The organism is Kitasatospora sp. NPDC058048 (genome assembly GCF_042885555.1).
GTDB classification, from domain to species: domain Bacteria; phylum Actinomycetota; class Actinomycetes; order Streptomycetales; family Streptomycetaceae; genus Kitasatospora; species Kitasatospora lactacystinica.
The window spans coordinates 452,058-474,506 of the sequence record NZ_JBHVRT010000001.1 but is presented as its reverse complement, the minus strand read 5'-3'; the positions used below and the strand labels follow the sequence as shown (position 1 = coordinate 474,506).

General features: G+C 73.0%; 5 protein-coding genes. 3 read left to right on the top strand and 2 right to left on the bottom strand.

What is annotated here, in order from left to right; genetic code table 11:
- From ACFVVA_RS01680 to ACFVVA_RS01670, 3 genes are read left to right on the top strand one after another with little or no spacing between them, the layout of a single operon-like run.
- The gene (locus ACFVVA_RS01680) at positions 1-17,388 is read left to right on the top strand and encodes an SDR family NAD(P)-dependent oxidoreductase (RefSeq protein ID WP_387684634.1); all 17,388 of its coding nucleotides are present in this window, start codon (positions 1-3) and stop codon (positions 17,386-17,388) included.
- Positions 17,385-19,637 (top strand): cytochrome P450, encoded by a 2,253-nt coding sequence (locus tag ACFVVA_RS01675; RefSeq protein ID WP_387684632.1) that lies wholly within the window; start codon positions 17,385-17,387, stop codon positions 19,635-19,637. Before ACFVVA_RS01680 ends, ACFVVA_RS01675 begins: the two co-directional genes overlap by 4 nt.
- On the top strand, positions 19,637-20,800 hold the full coding sequence (locus ACFVVA_RS01670) for a macrolide family glycosyltransferase (protein ID WP_387684630.1): 1,164 nt from the start codon (positions 19,637-19,639) through the stop codon (positions 20,798-20,800). Before ACFVVA_RS01675 ends, ACFVVA_RS01670 begins: the two co-directional genes overlap by 1 nt.
- 108 nt (positions 20,801-20,908) lie before the next feature.
- On the opposite strand, the gene lepB is transcribed toward ACFVVA_RS01670, so the two are convergent.
- A complete protein-coding gene (lepB, locus tag ACFVVA_RS01665) occupies positions 20,909-21,367 on the bottom strand; it encodes a signal peptidase I (protein ID WP_387684628.1) in 459 nt (152 codons plus the stop codon).
- 68 nt (positions 21,368-21,435) lie between these two features.
- On the bottom strand, positions 21,436-22,257 hold the full coding sequence (locus tag ACFVVA_RS01660; RefSeq protein WP_387684626.1) for a hypothetical protein: 822 nt from the start codon (positions 22,255-22,257) through the stop codon (positions 21,436-21,438).
- Positions 22,258-22,449: the final 192 nt, after the last annotated feature.

Here is a 22,449-nt window from a genome sequence, read left to right as displayed (position 1 = left end):
ATGTCCGACGAAGAGAAGCTCCGCACGTACCTCAAGCGCGCCACGGCCGACCTGGGAGTGCTCAGTAGGCGCCTCGCCGACATGGAGGAGGCCGCGCGCGAGCCGATCGCGATCATCGGCATGGGCTGCCGCTACCCGGGCGGAGTGGAGTCCCCGGACGACCTGTGGCGGCTCGTCTCGGACGGTGCCGACGCGATCACCGAATTCCCGCCGGACCGTGGATGGGACGTCGTCTACGACCCCGACCCGGACCGGCCGGGCACGACCTACAGCCGATCGGGCGGCTTCCTCGCCGACGGCGCCGGCTTCGACGCCGGGTTCTTCGGGATCTCGCCGCGCGAGGCACTGGCGATGGACCCGCAGCAGCGGGTGCTGCTGGAGACCGCCTGGGAGACCTTCGAGTACGCCGGCATCGACCCGACCGCACTCGGCGGCAGCCGGACAGCGGTGTTCACCGGCCTGTGGTCCTCCGGCTACGGCAACCAGCCGCCGCCGGACCTCGAAGGTTTTCTCGCCACCGGAACAGCCACCAGCGCCACGTCCGGGCGGGTGTCGTACCTGCTGGGGCTGGAGGGTCCGGCGGTGTCGGTGGACACGGCGTGCTCGTCGTCGCTGGTGGCGATCCATCTGGCGGCGCAGGCGCTGCGGGCGGGGGAATGCTCACTGGCGTTGGCCGGTGGTGTGACGGTGATGGCGACGCCGGCGGGGTTCGTCGAGTTCTCGCGGCAGCGGGGGCTTGCGGTCGACGGTCGGGTGAAGGCGTTCGCCGAGGCGGCCGATGGTACGGCCTGGGGCGAGGGCGCGGGCCTGGTGCTGCTGGAGCGCCTGTCCGACGCCCGCCGTAACGGCCACCGGGTGCTGGCGGTCGTCCGGGGCTCGGCGGTGAACCAGGACGGCGCGTCGAACGGGCTCGCGGCGCCGAACGGTCCGTCGCAGGAACGCGTCATCCGGCAGGCGTTGGCGAATGCCGGGCTGTCGACGGCGGACGTGGACGCGGCGGAGGCCCACGGCACCGGGACCACCCTGGGCGATCCCATCGAGGCGCAGGCACTCCTGGCGACCTACGGTCAGGGGCGGGACGAGCCGTTGTGGCTGGGGTCGGTGAAGTCGAACATCGGGCACACCCAGGCGGCGGCCGGTGTGGCGGGTGTGATCAAGATGGTGATGGCGATGCGGCACGGGCAACTGCCGCGGACCCTCCACGTGGACGCGCCGACCTCGCACGTCGACTGGTCGGCGGGCCAGGTCTCACTGCTGACCGAGGCCCGGCCGTGGCCGGAGACAGGGCGTCCGCGCCGTGCCGCCGTGTCGGCGTTCGGCATCAGCGGCACCAACGCGCATGTGGTGATCGAGGCGGCTGCCGAGGTGCCGGTCGGGGTTCCGACGGGGTCCGCGGGCGGGGTGGTGCCGTGGGTGTTGTCGGGGAAGTCGGATGTGGCTTTGCGGGAGCAGGCGCGCCGGCTGGGGGCGTTCCTGGCCGGGCATCCGGGAGTTGGCGCGGTTGCGGTGGGTCGGGCGTTGGCGGGGCGGTCGCGTTTCGATCACCGTGCGGTGCTGAGCGGTGCGGAGGCGTTGGAGGCACTGGCGGAGGGCCGGTCGGTGCCGGGTCTGGTCACTGGGACCGTCCATCCGGTGGGTCGGTCGGTGTTCGTGTTTCCGGGGCAGGGTGCCCAGTGGGTGGGTATGGGCGGGGAGTTGTACGCCGCGTACCCCGTCTTCCGGGCGGCCATGGACGAGTGCGCCCAGGCCCTGGCCCCGTACACCGACTGGTCCCTGGCCGATGTCCTGGACGGCGCTCCGCTCGACCGGGTGGACGTCGTGCAGCCCGCTTTGTTCGCGGTGATGGTGTCCCTGGCGGCACTGTGGCGTGCCCATGGTGTGGAACCCGATGCCGTCGTCGGGCATTCGCAGGGGGAGATCGCGGCGGCGTACGTGGCGGGGGCGTTGTCGTTGGAGGACGCCGCCAAGGCGGTCGCCCTGCGCAGCAGGGCCTTGGTGGCTCTGGCGGATCAGGGCGGGATGGTGTCGGTCGGCCTCGGGCATGAGCGGGCCGCCGGGTTCGTGGCCCGCTGGGACGGCCGGCTGACCGTCGCGGTGGTCAACTCGGCCGACAGCGTGGTGGTTTCGGGTGATCTGGACGCGCTGGAGGAGCTGCTGGCGGCCTGCGAGGCCGACGGCCTCCGCGCCCGGCGCCTGCCCGTCGACTACGCCGCCCACTCGGCGCAGGTCGAGGCGATCCGCGAGCAACTGCTCACCGACCTCGCCGGCATCAGACCGCGCCCGGCGACGATCCCGTTCTACTCCACGGTCACCGGCGAGGAGATCGACACCTCCGCCCTCGACGCCGATTACTGGTACCGCAACCTCCGCGCACCCGTGCTGTTCGACCGGACCACCCGTGCGCTGCTCGACCACGGCCACACCGTCTTCGTCGAGGTCAGCCCGCACCCGGTCCTGGTCTCCGCCGTCGAGGAGACCGGTCACCACCACGGCTCCGACCTCCTCGTCACCGGCACGCTCCGGCGCGACCAGGACGACCTCCTCACCTCGCTCGGCCGCCTGCACGTCCATGGTGTCCCGGTCGACTGGCGGTTCCCGGACGACACCGAGCCCGTCAGCCTGCCGACGTACGCCTTCCAGCGCCGGCCGTACTGGCTGCGGCCCGTCCCGACGGCGTCGGGCGACCACCCCCTGCTCAGCACGTTCGTGGAACTGCCCGACGGCGCGGTGCTCAGCGGACGGATCTCGCTCGCCACCCACCCGTGGCTGGCCGACCACGCCGTGCGGGGCTCCGTCCTCCTGCCCGGCACCGCGTTCGCGGAAATGGCGGCCTACGCGGCCGGCCGGCTCGGCCACGCGGTCGAGGAACTGGTGCTCGAAACGCCGCTCGTCCTCGACGACACCCCGGTGCACCTCCAGGTCGTCGTGGGCCCCGAGGAGGACGGCCGCAACCCGCTCACGGTGTACTCGCGTGACGGCGACGAGTGGGTGCGGCACGCCACCGGGACGCTGGGCGAGGAGCCGGTGCTGAGCGCCTGGGACTGGCCGCCGGCCGGTGAGCCCCTCGACGTCGACGGGCTCTACGACTCGCTGTCCGTGCTCGGCTACGAGTACGGGCCGGCGTTCCAGGGCGTCACGGCGGCCTGGCGGGTCGGCGACACCGTCCACGCCGAGGTGGAGCTTCCCGCCGAGGAACCGTTCGCCCTGCACCCCGCGCTGCTCGACGCCGCACTGCATCCCATGGCGTTCCTCACCGACCGCACCGGCCTGCCGTTCGCGTTCACCGGAGTGGCGATACGGCCCGCGGGCAGCCGGACGCTGCGCGTACGCCTGTCCGCCACCGGGCCGGACACGTACACCGTGGCCGTGGCCGATCCGGACGGCACCCCGGTCGCGGTCATCAGGTCGCTGACCGTCCGGGACGCCACCGCCGTCCCGGACAGCCTGTACGCACTCGACTGGGTCCCCTTCGAACCGGCATCGACGGGCGGCGACCCCACGGACCTGGTCGTCCACGAGGTGCCCGGGCCGGAGCCCGAGGCGGACACCGTCGAGGCGGCGTACGAGAGCGCGCGGAGCGTACTCGCCGTGATCCGGGACCACTTGGCGGGCGAGCGGGCGCGGCTGGCCGTCGTCACCCGCAACGCCGTCGCCGCCGCGCCCGGTGACGTGGTCGGCCTCCACCACTCGATGGTCTGGGGCCTGGTCCGCGGCGCGCGGGCCGAGCACCCCGACCGGTTCGTCCTGGTCGACGCCGACCCGACCTGGGACCCGGCGCTGATCGCCGGCACGGACGAGCCGGAACTGGCGGTACGCCAAGGGGCGCTGCGCGTCCCCCGCCTGGTCCGCGTCGGCGCGAGCCTCACCCCGCCGGACGGGACCTGGCGGCTGGAGGACACGGGCACCGGCAGCATCGACGACCTGGCGCTGGTGCCCCGCCCGGAGCTCATGGAGCCGCTGGGGCCCGGGCAGGTCCGGATCGCCGTGCGGGCGGCCGGACTCAACTTCCGGGACGTGCTGATCGCCCTCGGCGTCTACCCCGGCGAGGCCCTGATGGGCGGCGAAGGCGCGGGCGTCGTCCTCGAAACCGGCCCGGACACCCGGTTCCGGCCCGGCGACCGTGTCATGGGCCTGGTCCCCGGCGCCTTCGGCCCGGTCACCGTCGCCGACCAGCGGCTGCTGGTCCGGATGCCCGACGACTGGTCGTTCGCCAGGGCCGCGTCGGTGCCGGTGGTGTTCCTGACCGCGTGGTACGGCCTGCGCGACCTGGGCGGGTTGAAGGCCGGCGACCGGGTGCTGATCCACGCCGGCACCGGCGGCGTCGGCATGGCGGCGATCCAACTGGCCCGGCGGCTCGGGGCGGAGGTGTTCGCCACCGCCGGCCCGGCCAAATGGCACACCCTGCGCGCCCTGGGACTGGACGAGGACCACATCGCCTCGTCGCGCACCCTGGAGTTCGAGCGGAAGTTCCCGCCCATGGACGTGGTCCTGGACTCGCTGTCCGGCGAGTTCGTCGATGCCTCCCTGCGGCTGCTCGGGCCCGGTGGCCGGTTCGTGGAGATGGGCAAGACCGACATCCGCGACGCGGCCGACCACCCCGGCATCGTCTACCGGGCGTTCGACATCGCGGACGCGGGGCCGGAACGGCTCGGCGAGATCCTGGACGCCGTCGTACGGGCCTTCGCTGACGGCGGGTTCGCACCCCTGCTGTTGGACGTGCGCGGGGTCCGGGACGCGGTCGACGTGTTCCGGTTCATGAGTCGGGCCGCTCATGTGGGGAAGATCGTTCTCTCGGTTCCCCAGCCGGTCGATCCCGGGGGCACGGTGTTGATCACGGGTGGTACGGGGACGCTGGGCGGTCATGTGGCCCGGCATCTGGTGGTCGAGCGGGGTGTGCGGCATCTGGTGCTGGTCAGCCGCAGCGGTGGCGGAGCGGCACTGCGTGAGGAGTTGGAGGGGCTGGGCGCGGAGGTGACCGTGGCGGCCTGTGACGTGGCGGACCGGGACGCGCTGGCGGCCCTGCTGGACTCGATCCCGGCCGAGCGTCCGCTGACGGCCGTCGTCCACGCGGCCGGTGTGCTCGACGACGGCGTCGTCGAATCCCTCACGCCCGAGCGTCTCGCCGCCGTCTGGGAGCCCAAGGCCCGGGCGGCGTGGAACCTGCACGAACTCACCCGGGGACTGGACCTCACCGCCTTCGTCCTCTTCTCCTCGGCCGCCGGCACGCTCGGCAGCCCCGGCCAGGCCAACTACGCCGCGGCCAACACCTTCCTCGATGCCCTCGCCGTGCACCGGCGCGCCCTCGGACTTCCGGCGACCTCGCTGGCCTGGGGCTTCTGGGCCGAAGCCAGCGGCATGACCGGGAACCTGACCGAGGCCGACCAGGACCGGCTGACGCGAGCCGGGGTCGTACCGCTGGCCACCGACCACGCCCTGTCGCTGTTCGACGCGGCCCTGGCCACGGACCGGGCCGCGCTGGTGCCGGCACGCCTCGACCTGTCCGTGCTGGCGGGCGCCCCGGCGGCCCCGGCGGCCCTCAAGGGCCTCGTCTCCCGCAAGGCGGCCCGACGCCCGGTGCGGCACGGCGCGATCGCCGACCGCCTGCGGGCGCTGCCGGAGGCCGAACGGCTGCGGGCCGCACTCGACCTGGTCACCGCCGACACCGCCGCCGTGCTCGGGCACAGCGAACCGGGGGCCGCATGGGACCGGCAGCCCTTCAAGGACCTCGGCTTCGACTCCCTGACCGCCGTCGAACTGCGCAACCGGCTCAACACCGCCACCGGCCTGCGCCTGACCGCCACCGTCATCTTCGACCATCCCACCCCGCGGCAGCTCGCGGAGCACCTGCTGAGCCAGATCCTCGACGGGGGTGTGGCGTCGGCGGCACCGGTGGTGCCCGCGGTGTCGGTGTCGGACGATCCGGTGGTGATCGTGGGCATGGGGGCCCGGTATCCGGGTGGGGTGGAGTCGCCGGAGGAGCTCTGGAGTCTGGTGTCGGGCGGGGTGGATGCGATCGGGGCGTTCCCGTCGGATCGTGGGTGGGATGTCGAGGGGTTGTTCCATCCGGACGCGGATCATCCCGGGACGTCGTACACGCGGTCGGGTGGGTTCCTGGCGGATGCGGCGGGGTTCGACGCGGATTTCTTCGGGATCTCGCCGCGTGAGGCGTTGGCGATGGATCCGCAGCAGCGGGTGCTGCTGGAGACCGCGTGGGAGACGTTCGAGCATGCGGGGATCGATCCGACGTCGTTGCGGGGCAGCCGGACGGGCGTGTTCACCGGCATCTGGTCCTCCGGCTACGGCGACCAGGCGCCCGCCGACGCCGAGGGCTACCTCGGCACGGGCGCCGCGACCAGCGTGACCTCCGGCCGAATCGCCTACCTGCTGGGGCTGGAGGGCGCGGCGGTCTCGCTGGACACCGCCTGCTCGTCCTCGTTGGTGGCCCTGCACCTGGCCGCGCAGGCACTGCGCTCGGGGGAGTGCTCACTGGCCCTGGCCGGCGGAGTGACCGTGATGGCGACCCCGCTGGGGTTCACGGAGTTCTCCCGCCAGCGCGGCCTGGCTCCCGACGGCCGGGTGAAGGCGTTCGCCGAGGCGGCCGACGGGACGGCCTGGGCCGAGGGCGCGGGCCTGCTGCTGTTGGAACGCCTGTCCGACGCCCGCCGCAATGGGCACCGGGTGCTGGCGGTGGTTCGGGGTTCGGCGGTCAACCAGGACGGCACCTCCAACGGCCTCGGGGCACCGAACGGTCCGTCGCAGGAGCGGGTGATCAGGCAGGCCCTGGCGAACGCGGGGCTGTCGACGGCGGACGTGGACGCGGTGGAGGCGCACGGCACCGGCACCACGCTCGGTGACCCCATCGAGGCGCAGGCGCTGCTGGCGACCTACGGTCAGGACCGGGTGGAGCCGCTGTGGCTGGGCTCGGTGAAGTCCAACATCGGCCACACCCAGGCCGCCGCCGGTGTGGCGGGCGTGATCAAGATGGTCATGGCGATGCGGCACGGGCAACTGCCGCCGACGCTGCACGTCGACGAGCCGACCTCGCACGTCGACTGGGAGTCCGGCAACATCCGGCTGCTCACCGAGGCCCGGCCCTGGCCCGACCGTGGCCACCTGCCTCGCGCGGGCATCTCGGCGTTCGGCATCAGCGGCACCAACGCGCACGTCGTCATCGAGGCGGCTGCCGAGGAGCCGGCCGGGGTTCCGGCGGAGTCCACGGGCGGGGTCGTGCCCTGGGTGCTGTCGGGGAAGTCGGAAGCGGCGCTGCGGGAGCAGGCGCGCCGGCTGGGCGCGTTCATCGCTGCGCATCCCGAGGTGAGTGCGGCGGCGGTCGGGGGCGCTCTGGCCGCCCGCGCCGGGTTCGAGCACCGCGCGGTGCTGAGCGGTGCGGAAGCACGGGAGGCCCTGGCCGAGGGGGGTATGGCGCCGGGTCTGGTGACCGGGGTCGCCCGTCCGCTGGGTCGTTCGGTGTTCGTGTTCCCGGGTCAGGGGGCGCAGTGGGTCGGCATGGGTGGGGAGTTGTACCGCTCGGAGCCGGTGTTCCGGGAGGCGATCGATGCGTGTGGGGCGGCGTTGACGCCGTACACGGACTGGTCGTTGGTGGAGGTGCTGACCGGCGGTGGTTCGCTGGAGCGGGTCGACGTCGTGCAGCCCGCGCTGTTCGCGGTGATGGTGGCCCTGGCCGCGCTGTGGCGTGCACACGGGGTCGAGCCCGATGCCGTCGTCGGGCACTCGCAGGGCGAGATCGCCGCCGCGTACGTGGCGGGGGCGTTGTCGTTGGAGGACGCCGCCAAGGTGGTCGCCCTGCGCAGCAAGGCCCTGGTCGCCCTGGCCGGACACGGCGGGATGGTGTCGGTCGGCCTCGGGTACGAGCGGGCCGTCGAGTTCGTGGCCCGCTGGGACGACCGGATCACCGTCGCGGTGGTCAACGCCCCCGGTTCGGTCGTCGTCTCGGGCGACCTGGACGCGCTGGACGAACTGCTGACGGCCTGCGAGGCCGACGGCATCCGCGCCCGGCGCCTGCCCGTCAACTACGCCGCGCACTCGGCCCAGGTCGAGGCGATCCGCGAGCAACTGCTCACCGAACTGGCCGGCATCACACCACGCCCGGCGGCGATCCCGTTCTACTCCACGGTCACCGGCGAGGAGATCGACACCTCCGCCCTCGACGCCGATTACTGGTACCGCAACCTCCGCGCACCCGTGCTGTTCGACCGGACCACCCGGCTGCTGCTCGCCTCGGGCAGCGACCCCGTCTTCGTCGAGATCAGCCCGCACCCGGTGCTCACGCCCGCGCTGGAGGAGCACGAGGCGGGTGTGGTGACCGGGACACTGCGCCGCGACCACGGCACCCCGGCCGAGTTCCTGGCCGCCGCGGCGCGGCTGTTCGTCGCGGGTGTGCCGGTGCGGTGGCCGTTCCCCGGAGGGGAGCCGGTGGCGCTGCCCACCTACCCCTTCCAGCGGACGCGGTTCTGGCTCGCCGGAGGCGCGGGAGACGTGTCCGCGGCCGGGCTCGACCCGGTGGACCACCCGCTGCTCGGCGCCGCTGTCGAGGTCGGCGAGCAGCGGGTCCTGACGGGTCGGCTCTCCCTGGCCACCCACCCCTGGCTCGCGGATCACTCAGTACTGGGGACGGTGCTGCTGCCCGCGACGGCGTTCGTGGAACTGGTGGTGCACGCGGCCGGGACGGCAGTGGAGGAACTGGTCCTGGAGGCGCCGCTGACGTTGCCCGCGGACGGCGCGGTGGACGTGCAGGTCGTCGTGGGCGAGCCGGACGGGACCGGCCGCCGCACGGTGGACGTCCGGTCCCGTACGGACGGTTGGGTGCGGCACGCCACCGGCACGGTGAGCGGGCAGCTTGTGGTCGGGCAGCCCGTGGCCGGGCAGGAGCTGACGCAGTGGCCGCCGGCCGGCGCGGAACCGGTCACCGGGCTCTACGACACGCTCGCCGCGGCGGGCTACGAGTACGGGCCGGCCTTCCAGGCCGTGCAGGCGGTGTGGCGCCGCGGCGAGGAGGTGTTCGCCGAGGTCACCGTGCCGGAGGCGGCCCGGTTCTCCGTCCATCCGGCCCTGCTGGACGCCGCCCTGCAACCGCTGGCGCTGCTGTCCGGCACGGAAGGCGAGGTGCGGCTGCCGTTCTCGCTGGGCGGGATCGCGGTCCACCGCACCGGCGTGACCTCCGCGCGCGTGCGGCTGACGATGGTGCGCCCCGGCACGTACGCCGTCCACCTGGCGGACCGGTCCGGCGAGCCCGTGGCGACCATCGAGGCGCTGACCACCCGTCCGATGGCCGAACGCGGCCCGCTGTACGCCCTCGACTGGATTCCGCTGACCCCCGGCGAGGGCGCGCTCGGCGACGCCGTCGTCTCGCCCGGCTCGGTCGCCGAGGCGCTGACGGCCATCCAGGACTTCCTGGCCGGGCCCGGCGAACGGCTCGTGGTGCGCACGCGGGGCGCGGTCGCCGTCGTTCCCGGTGACGGGGTGAGCGACCCGGAAGCCTCGGCCGTCTGGGGCCTGGTCCGGGCCGCGCAGTCCGAGCACCCCGGCCGGTTCCTGCTCGTGGACGCCGACGAACTGCCCGACGGCCTGTCGGTCGGCGACGAGGACCAGGTGGCGGTGCGCGGCGGGGCCGTCTACGTGCCCCGGCTCGTGCGCTCCGCGCCGTCGGAGTTCGACGGACGACTGACGCAGACGGGCACGGGCAGCCTGGACGACCTCGCCTTCCTGCCGTACGAGCAGGCCCCGCCCGGGCCCCGGGAGGTCCGCGTCGCCGTGCGGGCGGCCGGCCTGAACCTCCGGGACGTGCTGATCGCCCTCGGCGTCTACCCGGGCGAGGCGCTGCTCGGCAGCGAGGGCGCGGGTGTCGTCACCGAGGTCGGCGCCGAGGTCACCGGGCTGCGGCCGGGTGACCGGGTCGCCGGGCTGCTGCCCGGCGCGTTCGGCCGGGTCGCCGTCGCCGACCACAGGGTGCTGGTGCGCATCCCCGACGAGTGGACGTTCACCCAGGCCGCCACTGTGCCGATCGCGTTCATGACCGCGTGGTACGGCCTGCGCGACCTGGGCGGGCTGAAGGCCGGTGACCGGGTGCTGATCCACGCCGGGGCCGGCGGCGTCGGGATGGCGGCGGTCCAGCTCGCGCGGCTCTGGGGCGCGGACGTCCACGCGACCGCCGGCCCGGGCAAGTGGGACGCGCTGCGCGCCCTGGGGCTGGACGACGACCACATCGCGTCGTCCCGGACCCTGGAGTTCGCCGACCGGTTCGGACCCTTCGACGTGGTGCTGAACTCGCTGTCCGGTGAGTTCCTGGACGCCTCCCTGGGGCTGCTCGCGCCCGGCGGGCGGTTCGTGGAGATGGGCAAGGCCGACATCCGGCCCGGCGTGCTGGCCTTCGACCTGGCCGACGCGGGACCGGAACGGCTGGGGGAGATCCTGGCCGAGGCCGTCCGGCTGCTCGGCGCGGGCGAGCTGCGTCTGCCACCACTCACCACCTGGGACGTCCGCCGCGCGCGGGACGCCTTCCGGTTCATGAGCCGGGCCGCTCACATCGGGAAGATCGTCCTCACTGTTCCCGCGGATTTCGATGCGGCGGGTACGGTGCTGATCACCGGTGGTACGGGGACGCTGGGGGGCCGTGTGGCCCGGCATCTGGTGGCCGAGCGTGGTGTGCGGCACGTGGTGCTGGTCAGCCGTAGTGGTGGCGGGGCGGCGTTGCGCGAGGAGCTGGCCGGGCTGGGCGCGGAGGTGACCGTGGCGGCCTGCGACGTCGCCGACCGGGACGCGCTGGCGGCCGTGCTGGACGCGATCCCGGCCGCGCACCCGCTGACCGCGGTCGTGCACGCCGCCGGTGTGCTGGACGACGCCGTGGTCGAGTCCCTGACCCCCGAGCGCCTCGCCGCGGTCTGGGAGCCCAAGGCACGGGCGGCCTGGAACCTGCACGAACTCACCCGGGGACGGGACCTGACGGCGTTCGTCCTCTTCTCCTCGGCGGCCGGGACGCTCGGCAGCCCCGGGCAGGCCAACTACGCCGCTGCGAACGCCTACCTCGACGGCCTGGCCGCGTACCGGCGCGCCCAGGGCCTGCCGGGGGTGTCGCTGGCCTGGGGCTACTGGGCCGAGGCCAGCGGGCTGACCGGGCGGATGTCCGAGGCCGACGGTGAACGCCTCGCCCGCGCGGGCCTGCTGCCGATGGCGACCGACTACGGACTCGGGCTGTTCGACGGGGGCCTGGACACCGCGGAACCGGTGGTGGTCGCGGCCCGGCTCAAGGTGTCCGCACTGGGCGACCGGCCGGTGCTGCGCGCGCTGGCACACGCCCGCAGACCGGTGCGGACCACCGGACTGGCGGGCGAGCTGGGATCGCTCGCCGAGTCCCGGCAACGCGAGATCCTGCTCGACCTGGTCAGGACCCACGCCTCGGCCGTGCTGGGCCGCAGCGACGAGATCGGTGTCGAGCGGGCCTTCAAGGACCTGGGCTTCGATTCGCTCACCGCGGTGGAACTGCGCAACCGGCTGTCCGCGGCGGTCGGGACCCGGTTGTCGGCGACGATGGTCTTCGACCACCCGACCCCGGCCCGGCTGGCCGAATACCTGCGGGAGGTGGTCCTCGGCCAGGAGCGCGGGACGGTCGCGCCCGTGCCGGTAGGCATCCCCGTATCGGGTGATCCGGTGGTCGTGGTCGGGCTGGGGGCCCGGTACCCGGGTGGGGTCGGGTCGGCCCAGGACTTGTGGGGCCTGGTGTCGGGTGGCGTGGACGCGGTGGGTGAGTTCCCGTCGGACCGTGGCTGGGACGTGGGTCGTCTCTACGATCCGGCCGGTGCTCCGGGGACGTCGTACACCAGGTCGGGTGGCTTCCTCGGGGACGCGGGTGGCTTCGATGCCGCGTTCTTCGGGATCTCGCCGCGCGAGGCGCTGGCGATGGATCCGCAGCAGCGGGTGCTGCTGGAGACGGTGTGGGAGACGTTCGAGGACGCGGGGATCGATCCGACGTCGTTGCGGGGCAGCCAGACAGGCGTGTTCACCGGCATCTGGGCGTCCGGCTACGCGGGCGGAGTGGACCAGATCTCGCGCGACGCGGACGGCTACGTGGCCACCGGCACGGCGACGAGTGTGACCTCCGGACGGGTGTCGTACCTGCTGGGGCTGGAGGGTCCCGCGGTGTCGGTGGACACGGCCTGCTCGTCCTCGCTGGTGGCGATCCATCTGGCGGCGCAGGCGCTGCGCTCGGGCGAGTGCTCGCTGGCCCTGGCCGGCGGTGTCACGATCATGGCGACCCCCGCCGCCTTCATCGACTTCTCGCGGCAGCGGGGGCTCGCGGCCGACGGCCGGGTGAAGGCGTTCGCCGAGGCGGCCGATGGTACGGCCTGGGGTGAGGGCGCGGGTGTCGTGCTGCTGGAGCGGCTGTCGGACGCCCGGCGCAACGGTCACCAGGTGTTGGCGGTCGTCGCGGGGAGCGCAGTGAACCAGGACGGTGCGTCGAACGGGTTGACCGCGCCGAACGGTCCGTCGCAGGAGCGGGTGATTCGTCAGGCCCTCGCCAATGCCGGGCTGGAGCCGTCCGAGGTGGACGCGGTGGAGGCCCACGGCACCGGCACCACCCTCGGCGACCCCATCGAGGCCCAGGCGCTGCTGGCAACCTACGGCCGGGACCGGGACGAGCCGTTGTGGCTGGGGTCGGTGAAGTCCAACATCGGCCACACCCAGGCCGCCGCCGGTGTGGCGGGCCTGATCAAGATGATCATGGCGATGCGGCACGGTGAGCTGCCGCCGACGCTGCACGTCGACGAGCCGAGTTCCCATGTCGACTGGTCGGCGGGTCAGGTCTCCCTGCTGACCGAGGCCCGGCCGTGGCCGGAGGCGGGCCGTCCTCGTCGTGCGGGCATCTCGGCGTTCGGGATCAGCGGGACGAACGCGCACGTGATCCTGGAGGCCCCGGCCCCGGAGTCGGCTGACCACGATCCCGCTTCCGCGCCCGCCCCTGCGGCCGTCGGGCCGGTGCCGTGGCTGCTGTCGGCCAAGTCCGAGCAGTCGCTCCGGGCCCAGGCCCGCAGGCTGCAGGCGTACGCGGCCAAGGCCCCCGACGCGGACGGGATCGCCGCCGCGCTCGCCGCGCGGACCCGGTTCGCCCACCGGGCCGTGGTGACCGGACGGGAGGCACTGGCGGCCCTGGTGCGCGGGGAGGCGCATCCCGGTCTGGTGACCGGTGAGGCCCGCGACTCCGGCCGGTCGGCGTTCGTGTTCTCCGGTCAGGGTGGTCAGTGGGCGGGGATGGGGCGGGAGTTGTACCGGGAGTTCCCGGTGTTCGCGGGGGCCTTGGACGAGGTCTGCGACCTGCTGGGGCTGTCGGTGGAGGTGCTGTTCGAGGACGGGGAAGGGGTGCTGGGGGAGACGGAGTTCACGCAGGCCGGGGTGTTCGCGCTGGAGGTGGCGCTGTTCCGGTTGGTGGAGTGGCTGGGTGTGCGGCCGGACTTCGTGGTCGGGCATTCCGTCGGTGAGGTCGCGGCGGCCCATGTGGCGGGGATCCTGGGGCTGGAGGACGCGTGTGTGCTGGTGGGTGCGCGGGGCCGGTTGATGCAGGGGTTGCCCGGGGGTGGGGCGATGGTGTCGCTCCAGGCGTCGGCGGAGGAGGTGGCGGGGTCGCTGGTGCCGGGTGCCGAGGTGGCGGCGGTCAACGCGCCGGACGCGGTCGTGGTGTCCGGGGACGAGGCGGCGGTCGAGGCGGTCGCTGGGGTGTGGCGGGGTCGTGGGCGTCGGGTGCGGCGGCTGGAGGTGAGTCATGCGTTCCATTCGGCGCGGATGGATCCGGTGCTGGAGGAACTCGGTGAGGTGGTCGCGGGTCTGTCGTTCGGTGAGCCGGTGATTCCGGTGGTCTCGACGGTGGCGGGGCGTCCGGTGGGCATGGGGGAGCCGGGGTACTGGGTGCGGCAGGTGCGGGAGCCGGTGCGGTTCGCCGAGGCGATGGAGTGGCTGTCGGGCCAGGGGGTCACGGGGTTCGTGGAGGTGGGTCCGCATCCGTTGCTGGTGGGGACCGGGTTGATGCGGCGTGGTGGTGATTCTGCGGAGCGGTTGTTCGCGGGGCTGGGGCGGTTGTGGGCGGACGGCGCGGTGCGCTGGACGCCTCCGGCGACCACGACCACGACAGCGACCACGACGGCGGGGACCTCGGACGTGCGGGTGCCTTCGTACGCTTTCCAGCACCAGCACTACTGGCTCCACCCCACCACCCCGTCGGAGGGCCTCGACACGCCCGACCACCCGCTGCTGCGGTCCCTGGTGAAGCTCCCCGACGGGCAGGGCGTGGTGCTGACCGGGAAGCTCTCCGCGTCCGTCCACCCGTGGCTGGCCGAGCACACCGTGCTCGGTTCGACGCTGCTGCCCGCGATGGCGTTCGTGGACATGGCCGTCCACGCCGGCGAGCACACGGCCAGCCCCGTACTGTCCGAGCTGGTCCTGGAGGCGCCGCTCGTGCTCTCCGAGCGCGACGGGGTGCACGTGCAGGTCACCGTCGGCGCGCCCGACGACGCCGGACGCCGGCCCGTCACCGTCCACTCCCGCACCTCCGCCGAGCCCGACGAGTGGACCCGCCACGCGACCGGCGTGCTCGGTCCGCCGGCGGACCGGGCGGCACGGGCCGACCGGACGGCCGTGCCCGGGGCGGACGAGGGCGAGGCCGTGCCGATCGACATCGGCTCGTTCTACGACCGGCTCGCCGACGCCGGTTACGACTACGGGCCGACCTTCCAGGGGCTCACCGGCATCCGGCGGCACGGCGAGGACCTGCACGCCGAGGTGAGCTTCCCGGCGGACCCCGCGCAGCTCACCGGTTACCGCGTCCACCCCGCGCTCCTGGACGCCGCCATCCAGCCGCTGACCCTGCTCGCCGGCCTCGCGGCCGAGGACGGCGGCGCCGGCGGCAGCCCGGCGCGGCTGCCCTTCTCGTTCTCCGGTGTGTCGGTCACCGGGTCGGCCGCGACGGTCCGCGTGGTGCTGCACCCGACCGGGCCGGACACCTGCGCGGTGCGGATCACCGACACCGCCGGGACGCCGGTCGTGAGCATCGACGAGATCGTCCTGCGGCCCGTCGAAGCGGCGGGTCACGGGGCCGGGCGCCGGCCGAACACGCTGTTCGCCGTCGACTGGACCCCGATGGCGGCACCGGACGGTCCGGACACCGGGACGGTCCTCCACGAGGTCGTCGGCGAGGGCGAACCGGTCGCGGCCGCCCACGCGGTGACCCGGGAACTGCTCGGCAGGGTCCGGGAGTTCCTGGCCACCGACACGCCGGCCCGGCTCGTGGTCCTCACCGGCGACGACCTGGCCTCGGCCGCTGCCCGCGGCTTCCTGCGCAGCGCGCACAGCGAGAACCCCGGGCGGATCCTGACCGTCCGGCACGACGGCACGGCCGCCTCACGACGGGCGCTCCCCGCCGCGGTGCGCGCCGCCGTGAGCGACGGCGAGCCCGAGATCCGGTTGCGCGACGGAACCGCCCTCGTGCCGAGGCTGGTGAGGGCCGCCCCGGCCGCCCCGACCGGGCCGGCCGGGCCCCTGGACGGCGCGCCCCTGGGCGGCACCGTGCTGATCACCGGCGGCACCGGCACCCTCGGCGTCCTGGTCGCCCGGCACCTGGTCGCGCGGCACGGCGCCGCGCACGTGGTGCTCGCCGGCCGCCGCGGCGTCGAGCCGCCCGGGCTCCGGCAGGAGCTGGGCGCCGCCCTCACCGTGGTCGCCTGCGACGCCGGTGACCGCGGGGCACTGAGGGATCTCGTCGCCTCGATCCCCGACCTGCGGGCCGTCGTGCACGCCGCCGGGGTCGTCGACGACGCCGTGGTGGGATCGATGACACCGGAGCAGATCGACACGGTGCTGCGCTCGAAGGCCGATGCCGGGTGGCACCTGCACGAGGCCACCGAACACCTGGACCTGCGGGCGTTCGTGCTGTTCTCCTCGGCGTCCGGCGTGTTCGGCGCCCCCGGGCAGGCCAACTACGCCGCCGCGAACGCGTTCCTCGACGCGCTCGCCGAGCACCGGCACGCGCGCGGTCTGCCGGCCACCTCCCTGGCCTGGGGCCAATGGGCCGAGTCCAGTGGCATCACCGGGACCCTGACCGGGGCCGGCCACCGCCGGCTGGCGAGGACGGGGATGCTGCCGCTGGCCACCGAGCAGGCCCTCGACCTGTTAGACACCGCCCTGGCCGGCGAACGCCCGGTGCTGGTGCCGGTCCGCCTCGACCTCGCGGCGATCGACACCCCGCCCGCGCTGCTGCGCGGACTCGCCCGGCCGCGGCGCGCGCCGGCCCCGGCGGCCGGCCCCGGCGACCTGCGGGCCGGGCTCGAAGCCCTGCCCGAGCCGGAGCAGCGCGCCCTGCTGCTCGACCTGGTCGTCACGCACAGCGCGAGCATCCTCGGGATGGCCCCCGGCGGGATCGACGACCCGCGCCAGCTGTTCCGCGACCACGGCGTCGACTCGCTGACCGCCATCGAACTGCGCAACCGGCTCAACGCGGCCACCGGGCTCCGGCTCCCGGCGACCCTCGTCTTCGACTTCCCGACGCCCGAACAGCTCGTCAACCACCTCTACGGGCAGCTGTGCTCGCCGGAGAACCGGGTCGCCGGGCCGATGGAGCGCCTGCTGCGCAAGGCCGTCGACGTCGGCCGCGCGCAGGACGGCCTCGACCTGCTGGCCACGGCGTCCCGGCTGAGCCCGGCCACCGACGCGCCCAAGGCCGAGGCGGTCGGCCTCGCGACCGGCTTCCTCCAGCCGTCGCTGGTCTGCCTGCCGTCCGCGCTGGCGTCCGGCGGCATCGAGGAGTACGGGCGGTTCGCCGCGGCGCTGGAGGCCGCCCGCGACGTCACGGCGGTCACCCTGCCGGGCTTCGCCGGCGACCCGCTGCCCGCGGACGCCGACATCCTGGTCCAGGCACTCGCCGAGGCCGCGTCGGCCGTCGCCGCGCCGGTGCTGGTCGGCCGTTCGGTGGGCGCGTGGCTGGCGCTGGCGACCGCCGGGGAACTGGAACGGCGGGGGGCCCGGCCCAGCGCCGTGGTGCTCATCGACGGCTACCCCGACGACCTGCCGGGTGTGCTCACCGGCATGCTCGACGCCGGCCACCAGGTCCAGCCGGTCGACGACGACCGGCTGGTGGCCATGGGCCGCTACCTCGATCTGGCCGGCGCCCCGGAGCCCGTCACCGCGCCGGTGCTGCTGGTGGGCACCGGGAAGCGCTCGTGGCCCCGGCTGTCCACCACCGTTCAGGAAGTACTCACCGTCCCGGGCGACCACTTCACCGTACTGGAGGAGCACTCCGCGGCCACGGCGCTGGCCATCAGCACCTGGCTCCTCGACTTCAGCGGATACGGAGCCGGGTTGTCCGTACTCAGGGGAAAGGACCACGCATGATCTGGGACAACGTCTACATCGGCGGAACGGGGCGATATCTGCCGCCCCGCACGCCCGCGACGCAGGCCGTGCCGGACACCGAGACCATGCGGCGGCTGCTCGCGCTGTCGGACTTCGTGTCGTTCACCCGCTCCGACGACGTCACCGAGCACGCGATGGCCGTGCACGCGGCGATCGGAGCCCTGCGCGAGTCCGGCCTCAGCGGCGCCGACATCTCCATGGCCGCCTACGCCCAGATGGACCACCAGGACCACATGGCGTCCTCCTGCCACCTGCAGCGTGTCCTCGGCCTCGGCCACGCCCTCGTCTACGAGGTCGAGGCGACCAGCAACGGCGGCTCGGCCGCGCTGCAGTCCGCCGCCGCGCACCTGGTGGCCGACCCGGCCGCGACCGCGACCCTGGTCACGGCCACCGCCCGGTTCCTGCCGCCGCGGTGGGAACGCTGGCAGCCCACCATCGGGATTTTCCTGGCCGACGGTGCGGTCGCGGCCGTGCTCAACCGCGAGGGTGGCCGGGCGCGGCTGGTCGCGACCGCCAACAGTTCCGCGACCCAGATGGAGGTCCTCGCCACGCCGACGATCCCGGACCCCGAGGGCCACCGCAACCGTACGCCGATCGAGGTCACCGGCCTGGCCCCGTATCTGACGCTGATGAGCGGGGCACTGGTCACCGCGGTCGAGCAGGCCGCCAAGGAGGCCGGCGTCCGCGTCTCCGACATCACCAGGTTCGTCGTCACCGGTCTGGGCCTGGCCCAACTGGAGGTCGTCGTGCTGGAACCGCTCGGCATCGACCTGGGCCGCACCACCTGGCCGATGCTGCGCGAGCTCGGCCACGTCGGGCCGTGCGACCAACTGCTCGGCATCGACCACCTGCTGCACGACGAGACCCTCGAGCCCGGCGACACCATCATGTCGATCGGCCTCGGCATGGGCTCGCGGTTCACCGCGACCCTGCTGGAGGTCACCGAGCCGCCCACGCCCCGTACGACCACCACCTTCACCGAGCCGGTGCGCGCGCAGGCCCCGCCCGCCGACGCGTACGTCATCGACCCCTCCGGCGGCGACATCTTCGGCGAGGCCGCCGCCCTGCGCGAGCGCGGCCCGGCCACGCCCGTCGAACTGCCCGGTGGCGTGTCGGCCTGGGCCGTCACCGGGCACGACCTGGCGAAGAAGCTGCTGCTCGACCCGAGGGTCTCCAAGGACGCGAACAGGCACTGGCCCATGTGGCGCGACGGCGACATCCCGCCGGACTGGCCGCTGATCATGTGGGTCGCGATGCAGAACATGTTCACCGCCTACGGGGCCGACCACACCAGGCTGCGCAGCCTGGTGGCCAAGGCGTTCACCCCGCGCCGCATCGAAGCGATGCGCCCGCGCGTCGAGGAGATCACGGCCGGCCTGATCGCCGACCTGGCCGCGGTGCCGCCGGGGCAGCCGGTCGACCTGCGCGCACGGTTCGCGTTCCCGCTGCCGATCCAGGTCATCACCGAACTGTTCGGGGTGAGCACGCAGACGGGCGCGGACCTGCGGCGGCTGGTGGACGCGGTGTTCAGCCTCGACGCGGACCCGGCGGGCGTGCAGGCCGCCTCCGGCGAGCTGTACATGCTGCTCAAGGAACTCGTGGCCGCCAAACGGCGCGACCCCGGCGACGACATGACCACCGACCTGATCGCCGCGCAGGAGGCGGACGGCACACGGCTGTCCGAGCGGGAACTGCTGGACACCCTGCTGCTGACCATCTCCGCCGGCTTCGAGACGACGGTCAACCTGCTCGACCACGCCGTCCACGCGCTGGCCACGCGCCCGTCCCAGCTCGCCCTGGTCCGATCCGGGACCAGCACGTGGGAGGACGTGGTGGACGAAACCCTGCGCTGGCAGGCGCCGGTGCCGAACCTGCCGCTGCGGTACGCCGTGGAGGACATCACCGTGGACGGTGTGCGGATCCGCAAGGGCGAGGCGATCCTGCTGTCCTACGGCGCGGCCGGCCGCGACCCGGCGCAGCACGGGGCCGACGCGGAGGACTTCTCCGTCACCCGGCCGTCGCGGGCCGACCACCTCACCTTCGGGCACGGCGTGCACTACTGCCTCGGCAGCCCCCTGGCGAAGCTGGAGGCGACGACGGCGCTGTCCGCGCTGTTCTCCCGCTTCCCCCGGCTGCGGCTGGCCGTCCCGTCGTCCGAACTCGAGCCGCTGGGTTCCTTCTTCACCAACGGGCACAAGACTCTGCCGGTCATCCTGGAGGAGAGCTGATGGCCCACTTCGCCTTCGTGAGCGCGCCCGCGTCCGGGCATGTGAACCCGACCCTGCCGCTGGTCGAAGAGCTGGTCCGGCGCGGTCACCGGGTCAGCTACGCCACGGGACCGGCCACCATGGACGCCGCCGTCGCCGCCGGGGCGTCGCCGGTGACCCTGCCCTCGCAGCTGCCGCCCGACCTGGCGGCGCGGGGCGAGTTCACGGCGGAACAGCTCGCCGTGACGCTGGAGTACTACCTCGACGACGCGCGTGCCTCCTTCCCCGTCCTGGCCGGGCACTTCTCGGCCGACCCGCCGGACGCGGTCTGCTACGACTCGGTGACCTTCACCGGGAGGATGCTGGCGAACCTGCTCGGGGTGCGGGAGATCTCCCTGGTGCCGACCTTCGCGGAGAACGAGTCCTTCTCGGCGGCGCAGGTGTACCTGCCGGCCGACTTCGACCACACCGACCCCCGGCTGGTGGCTGCGATCCAGGACATGGGGAAGTTCGCGCAGGGCCACACCTTCCTCGAGGACCCGAACCTGATGTTCGGCCACGTGCCCCCGACGAGCCTGGTGTTCATCCCCCGCGAGTTCCAGATGTCGGGGGACACCTTCGACGAGCGCTTCCACTTCGTCGGGCCGTCGCTGAGCAGCCGGCAGACCGCTCAGGAGTGGAGCCCCCGGTCGCAGGCCCCGGTGCTGCTGATATCGCTGGGAACCGTCTTCAACGACCGGCCCGAGTTCTACCGGACCTGCGTCGAGGCGTTCGGGGACACCGACTGGCAGGTCGTCATGGCGGTGGGCGGGCTGGACCAGGAGTCGCTGGGCCCGATCCCGGCGAACGTCGAAGTGCACGCGCACGTGCCGCAGGTGGCGGTGCTGCGACACACCGAGGTGTTCCTGAGCCACGCCGGGATGAACTCGGCGATGGAGTCCCTCCACCACGGGGTGCCCTTCGTGGCGGTGCCGCAGATCCCGGAACAGCGGGCGATCGCCCGGCGGGCGGAGGAGCTGCGGGTCGGCAGGACGCTCGCCGAGCCGACCGTGCAGGGCCTGCGCGACGCCGTCCAGGACGTCCGGTCCTGCCGCCCCCGGGCGGCGGCCCTGAGCCGGATCGTGCGCGGGGCGGGCGGCGCGTCCAAGGGGGCGGACATCCTGGAGAAGCTGCTGACGCGGTAGCGGCCGGACTCCACCGGGCCGTGTGCACCCGCACCCCGCCCGGTGGAGTCCGTTCCCGCGTACCTTTTCGTACGGTCTCGTACGGTCTCGTACGGCGAACTTCGGCTGTCATCGGACTACCCGCAATCGACGTGGCGGCCATACGACGAGAACGGCCCGGCCTGTTACCTGCCGCGAACTGATGCACCCGTATTCTCGTGAGTCCCGTGAAACCCTTCGGTTGTCTCCCAGTACGAAAATTCCGCCCAGGGGTACGTCGATCCGCGTCCCGTTGTCGATCGAGCCGTCTGCCCGGGCGCTGCCGCCGACAAGAACGCTGTCCCCACCTGTGGCGGCGACTCGCTTGACCATCCTGCGCCCGTCGGTACCGGAGGTGAAGACGACAACCTGGCCGCGAGCCGGACAGTGCCGTGTCAGTACCGGCCTCCGGACGACCAGGAGACGGTCGTCGACAAGTAATGTCGGTGCCATGGACTCCGTTGCTATCCGAACGAAATAGGTCAGCGAAGTCACGGCAATGACTGCCAGCGCCAATCCGGTCAGATATATGATCTCGGCAGGGTGCACTGGTCGTTCCCCCAGCCGGCCGTCGGAAGGCCTGCCCCGCGATTCCTCGGCGGGGCAGGCGTGGAATTTCAACGGCCAAGTTTCAGCTTGAAGTCGGGGATGGCGTGATGTTGATCTCCGATGCTGAGGACAGCGGAGGCCCGCCTCGCCTGGTACTTGATGTCCCCCAGAAGTACATAGCCGTTTTCTCGCGCCGAGAACGGGGCCGGGAGAAGGCCCTCGTCGAATCCCTCGGAGGTGACGATATCCAGCTCGACGTACGAGGCCGGCTCGGAGATGAAACGGGTCAGCTCCAGGGGGAACCAGGCGGTATCGGTTTTGAATGAGTAGTGAACACTGCCGCCAGGTGCGAAGTTGACAAACTCTGACGAATCTTCCCGCGCGCTGTGGAAATATGAGCGGAGGAACAGGTCCTGACGCCCGCCGTTGTAGACGATCACGGCGCGCTGGAGCACCAGGCTGCAGGCCACGAACGATCCCGGATCGCTGACGCTCGGATGGTCCACCAGCGCCATGAAGATGGTATTGCCGTTCTTGAGGTAGCTGTCGTAGACGCTCAGGGCTTCGGGCTCCATCTCGATTCCATGGCGTCCCTGCCAGCGCACCAGCTCGTCGGGAGTCCACGCGGTGCAGGCGTTGAACACCTCGGACGTGCGAAGGTTCTTCAAGTACTTCTCGGGGTATTCCGACGGAATCCCCGGCCCGGTGGCCTGCTCGACCCGCTCGAAGATGTCGCCGTTCGCCACCCTCACCCGTGCCTCTTTGGGGGCGGGCCCCGACCACGTGACGACGAGTCCGCCGTCGAAGTACATGGGTGCGTCACCGCACTTCAGATCGGCATAGGCAGGTCGCGAAAGGCGGACCATGAGGCCTATCAGGGCAACCGCCATGCACGTCATGACAACGATAAGCATGAGGCTCTCCCGTCTGTCACAATCTCTTGCTTGGGGAGCTTTACTTGCTTGGGGAGCTTTAGGAATCAGTGAAGACGTGTCGCGCGCACGCAAAATGCAGTGGAGACGATGGGGGCAGATGATCCCGGGAACCCACTGGGCTTGATGTCAAGCCTAGTCGCCGCCGTC